General features: G+C 33.7%; 6 protein-coding genes and 2 pseudogenes. 4 read left to right on the top strand and 4 right to left on the bottom strand.

The window, feature by feature from the left end; translation table 11 throughout:
- Window positions 1-279 precede the first annotated feature (279 nt).
- Together FWJ34_RS18225 and FWJ34_RS18220 are read left to right on the top strand one after the other, a co-directional pair.
- Complete coding sequence (locus FWJ34_RS18225) at window positions 280-813, top strand: gamma carbonic anhydrase family protein (RefSeq protein WP_308256759.1); 534 nt, start codon at window positions 280-282, stop codon at window positions 811-813.
- A gap of 196 nt (window positions 814-1,009) precedes the next feature.
- Window positions 1,010-1,168, top strand: a complete 159-nt coding sequence (locus tag FWJ34_RS18220) for a hypothetical protein (protein ID WP_308256758.1) — start codon at window positions 1,010-1,012, stop codon at window positions 1,166-1,168.
- A 16-nt stretch (window positions 1,169-1,184) separates the two neighbouring features.
- Here the strand turns inward: FWJ34_RS18220 and FWJ34_RS18215 are convergent.
- Window positions 1,185-2,114: pseudogene (locus tag FWJ34_RS18215) on the bottom strand (metal ABC transporter solute-binding protein, Zn/Mn family).
- A gap of 180 nt (window positions 2,115-2,294) precedes the next feature.
- On the opposite strand from FWJ34_RS18215, the gene FWJ34_RS18210 reads away from it, so the two are divergent.
- The gene (locus tag FWJ34_RS18210) at window positions 2,295-2,564 is read left to right on the top strand and encodes a hypothetical protein (RefSeq protein WP_308256757.1); all 270 of its coding nucleotides are present in this window, start codon (window positions 2,295-2,297) and stop codon (window positions 2,562-2,564) included.
- A gap of 266 nt (window positions 2,565-2,830) precedes the next feature.
- On the opposite strand, the gene FWJ34_RS18205 is transcribed toward FWJ34_RS18210, so the two are convergent.
- From FWJ34_RS18205 to FWJ34_RS18195, 3 genes are all read right to left on the bottom strand, one after another.
- Window positions 2,831-3,376: an NYN domain-containing protein gene (locus tag FWJ34_RS18205; protein WP_308256756.1), complete on the bottom strand. Its 546-nt coding sequence runs from the start codon at window positions 3,374-3,376 to the stop codon at window positions 2,831-2,833.
- An 84-nt stretch (window positions 3,377-3,460) separates the two neighbouring features.
- Window positions 3,461-4,126, bottom strand: coding sequence for an energy-coupling factor ABC transporter ATP-binding protein (locus tag FWJ34_RS18200; protein ID WP_308256755.1), 666 nt, complete (start codon window positions 4,124-4,126; stop codon window positions 3,461-3,463).
- 109 nt (window positions 4,127-4,235) lie between these two features.
- Window positions 4,236-4,508 (bottom strand): hypothetical protein, encoded by a 273-nt coding sequence (locus FWJ34_RS18195; protein ID WP_308256754.1) that lies wholly within the window; start codon window positions 4,506-4,508, stop codon window positions 4,236-4,238.
- 250 nt (window positions 4,509-4,758) lie between these two features.
- Here FWJ34_RS18195 and FWJ34_RS18190 point away from each other — a divergent pair.
- Window positions 4,759-5,017, top strand: a pseudogene (locus tag FWJ34_RS18190) (photosystem II D2 protein (photosystem q(a) protein)); the annotation flags it as partial.

Genomic DNA, 5,017 nt, shown 5'->3' with positions numbered 1-5,017 from the left:
TTATTTAAAATTCTCCAAATTCATTAAAGAATTCTATAGCGTTTTTGATTATGGTTAGGTCTCTATAAATCTTGCTAACAAGAGGCGACCATCCCTTTGCCTCTACCTTCCTTATGAGAAAATTGCTATATATATTAATCCTATTTGATTTATGGCATTTCCCTTCAGAAAAATTTAGAATTTAAAATTTAGAATTTAAAATGAAGATTTTACCAGTACATTGTTACCCAGTGCATCGTTACCCATTACCCATTGCCCATTGCTTAAAGAATTTAGAAAATGAAATTATTAACTAATGATGATTTTCTGGAAAATATTTTTATTGGCGAAAATGCTTCCGTGATGGGAGATGTCACTATCAATGAAGGTTCAAGTATTTGGTACGGTGCAGTAGTTAGAGCCGATGTGGAAAAAATTGAGATTGGGGCTTATACTAATATTCAAGATGGTGCAGTATTACATGGAGATCCGGGTAAGATAACCATTTTAGAAGATTATGTAACTGTTGGACATCGAGCAGTAATTCATTCAGCTCATATCAAAAAAGGTTGTTTAATTGGTATTGGGGCTATTGTGTTAAATGGTGTTACTATTGGTGAAGGTTCAATTATTGGGGCAGGTTGTGTTGTAACTAAAGATGTTGAACCTCGATCGTTAATGATTGGTATTCCTGCTCGTAAAATAAGGGATATTGACGATAAAGAAGCTCAAGATTTAATTCAACACGCCCTTAAATATCATCAATTGGCGTTATACCATAATGGCAAAAGTAACGATAAAGGATTTACCACCATTGAGAATAAACATCTTTAATCATCGGAATAATGAGGGCTAAAGTTTTTTGCCATAAACATATTATTATTTACAATAACTTCGCAAAAAGGATGGTGCTTGCTGTCTTCTGTGGGATGTATTGCACACAACGGGTGCACGAATATTTAATTAAGGTTGCCGTAAAACCATGAAACAAAGAAAAAAAGACCGCAATGGACACTATAGCAATTCTGATTTGAACGCATCAAGAAACCTAGCACAATATGATGGTTTCTGTTGTCAACTAGATCTAAAGAAAACTGATTCTGTAATGGATTCAGTCGGTCTAGTTGATGCGGTACTTGGCAATCCGCCTAACTCCATGAAGCAGTTACCCTTCGGGGTAAATGTGTAGATGGGAGAATCCCCCGTCATTCATACGTGGGAGTGTCAACTAAAGCATTAACAATAGTCTGAGTGTTGACTTTTAACATTTTTATATAACTGTCAGCTTCACTGCCTTTAACACCAATAGAGTCGGAGTAGAGTTTTCCTTGTGCTACTTTGACTCCTGCTTCTTGAGCTACAGTTTCAATTAAAGTAGGATTAATAGTAGTTTCGGCAAAAATAGCTTTGACACCACTACTTTTGATAATTTCTACTAGATTTTTAATGGTTTGAGCACTGGGTTGTTCTTCTGTACTAATACCGATAAGAGTACCCGTAATTTCTAAACCATAAGCGTTACTGTAATATTGAAAAGCATCATGACTGGTGATTAATTTTCTCTGATTAGAGGGAATTGTAGCGATTTGAGTTTTTATCCATTAATCTAATTCTTCTAATTCTTGAATTAATTTAGCCGCATTTTGAGTAAATTTATCTTTATTTTGAGGATCAATTTCAATTAATTTATCTCGAATTGCTTTTACCATAATAATGCCATTTTTTGCATTCCCCCAAACATGAGGATCTGGTTTTTTTTTTCCTTCATACTCAAAATCAAGGGGTTTTATCTGTTCTCCTACGGCTAATTTATCTGCTTTAATACCCGTAGAATTAATCAATTTAATGATATTTGGTTCGAGATTATAACCGTTATATAAAATTAAATCAGCTTTTTCTAAGGCGATGGTATCTTGAGGCACTGGTTCGTAAATATGAGGGTCAGCTCCCGGTTGTAATATGCTTATGTTGTTAATTTGTGATCCGCCGATTTCTGTGGCTAAATTAGCGATAACTGTGCTAGTGGAAACTACTTGAGGTTTATGGTTAAGGCTATTGTCAGAAGGTGATAGATTTTGATTACAACTACTTAACAAAATTAGTAAACTACTAAAAAAAATATCTTTTTTGATCATCATCACAAATTTAATCGCTTTTTCATAATCTTTTCATAAATTGTGACATAATTTTCTGCGCTTATTTCCTTTGCTTACAATATAGGTCGTTCAAAGGAAAAAGAATTATTTTTAAAGTAGAATTGCAAGGTAAGGATAGCAGGAAACGATCCATCATCTTCAATAACTTAATTAATTATTATGTCAGAAGAAAGACTTAGACGAATTGAAATATTGTTAGAAACCTGTGCTAAAACTACCGTTGCTAATCAAGCTGAAATTAAAGAAGTTCGACAACAAGTTAGTGAACTTACAATACAAATAGGATCTCTTAGTGAAATGTTTGTAGAAAGTGTAGGAATTATGAGAACTATGCAATCTGATATAAAAACCATGCAATCAGATATAAAAGGATTACAAACAGAGAATAAACGAATACTAGATTATTTGTTTGGAGACAATCAAAATTAAGAAGACTGAAAATCCTCGTGTCGGCGGTTCAATTCTGCCTCCCGGCATTCTTGATTTTATCAGCGAATTGAAAATAAGAAAATCAATTAAGATATATTTTTTGTGAATTCTTTAATAAGGGGTTTAAACCCCTTGTCATATCTAACAACCGATACCGCAACACCTTTACATTACCGAAAATTTTATAGCTCTTGATGGTGATATTAGAAATTATCTTCCAAGATGCCATAAGCATCACTATCTTAAATGTTAAAAAAGTGTCGTTCTTAAATCCCAAAACGCATTTGAGATAAGGCTTTTTGAGTTTTACTATCGAGAGAATTAACTAAAAAACGCCCCTGAGATTTCTGTCGAGGGCGTAAATTACGTTTTTCTTTATTTTTAGTTGTATCAATTTCTTTTTCTAATCTTTGGGCAGACATCCATTCTGCACCGTATCCGACAACTGTATGACGCTGGGCTTGATCTGAAGTGGCAACAATTATTCTGGTTTCAGTTTCGGGATTACGGCGAGGAAAAGATGCACAAAACTTTTCAATGTAGGTGTCAGCCGTTTCTGTATAAGATGTAAAATAAATAGATAGACTTTTACCGTATTTTTCTTCGTAACTAGGAGTTTTCTGATAATGAGCATCAAAGACTATTTTTGTTTCTAATCCTTTATATCCCGTATAATTAATTAAACTTTCGATTAAACAATCTCTAGCGTGTTCTAAACCGTTGTTATCTCTAATCTTTTTGAGCCCATGCCATGTACCAATTATGTTGTAGCCATCTACCAACAAGATAGCTTGAGAAGTAGTAGAAACCATTTCTTTGCATATATATTTAACTAAGGGTTTTTTTGCGATGTCATAATGGTAGATTTTAACAAAAATTTAAGACCTTGGCTGTATCTATCGCCATATTTTTTCCAATAATTGTTGAGGATTACCTTGATTAACTACTTTCCCTTGTTTTAATAAAAAATAACCATCAGCATAATTTAATTCTTCTAAACGATGTGTTACCCATAACGCAGTTATTCCTCTTTCTTTGACTAATTTTTGTACTAAAGCGACTAATTCTATTTGAGTATCTGGATCTAATAATGCTGTAGGTTCATCTAATAATAATACCTGACAATGACGGGCGATCGCTCCAGCAATAGCAATGCGCTGTTTTTGTCCGCCACTGAGAGCATAAATAGGACGACGTTCTAATTCCAAAAGATTAACAGCAATAAGGGCTTCTTTAACTCTTGATTGTACTTGAAAAAGGTTCAGTTTTTCTTCTACTAATCCAAAGGCAATATCAGCAGCAACGGTGGGCATTACTAATTGATGATCTGGATTTTGAAATACAAATCCTAAGGGTGCATCAGTTTCTACCGTGCCACTATCGGGAGTAAGTAAACCTGCCAACAATCTCAATAAAGTTGACTTACCGCAGCCATTATTGCCTAATAGCATCCAAAATTGTCCTTTAGGTACATTAAGAGTACAAGAGTTTAAAACATTAGTTTGAGGATTCCAACCAAAATTTAAACCTTCAACGGCGATCGCAAAGTTAGAGTTGATCAATTGTAGTAATCGGTAAATAGGTAAGCAAAATTAATGGTACATTTTATTTTGAGGCATACTTAGGAGGAGGACAAAGGGTTTAAACCCCTTGCTAATTAATTCCTAATTGCTATTTATCTGCTAAGGCAGCAAAAAATCCAGGTGCTTTTCCACCGGCATTAACAGAATCTTTCTGAGAAATGATAACCCCTGTAACTTGATCACTTAAAACAGCAATTTTTTTATCGGTTTGCTTATCACAGGTTAATTCAATTACTTGAACATCACTACTTTTAATTGCTTCCAAAATACTTTTATAAACTGTTTGAGCTTCTGACTCTTCTTTTTTCTGAACAGATAAAGGAACGGGAATGTATCTAACTAACAAATCAATGGTAAACATAATTGTTTTTGTATTTTTATTACTTTAAATTACGATAAAAGAGAATAAACTTAACTAATTTTAATATTTTTAAGCATTTTTTAACAATTCAACTTGTCAAATATTGCAATTTTCCCATAAAATGTTACTATAAGCTAACGTTAAGAAAAGTAAATTTTTCTCAGAAACAAGTTTTAACTAAAAATTAAGACCAGAGAAAACTTAGGAATAACGTTTTTTTAAGTAATCATATTCATTCGGAGTTTATTATATGACCATTGCAGTAGGCAGAGTGCCAGAAAGAGGGTTATTTGATACCCTTGATGACTGGCTCAAAAGAGATAGATTTGTATTCGTTGGTTGGTCTGGTATCCTACTATTTCCTTGTGCTTATCTTGCACTTGGTGGTTGGCTAACTGGTACTACCTTCGTTACTTCTTGGTACACTCACGGTTTAGCTAGTTCTTATTTAGAAGGTGCTAACTTCTTAACCGTTGCTGTATCCTCCCCTGCTGATGTTTTTGGACATT

It is taken from the genome of Geminocystis sp. GBBB08 (genome assembly GCF_016743215.1).
Classification (GTDB): domain Bacteria; phylum Cyanobacteriota; class Cyanobacteriia; order Cyanobacteriales; family Cyanobacteriaceae; genus Geminocystis.
This window is presented reverse-complemented; position numbering and strand designations above follow the sequence as displayed.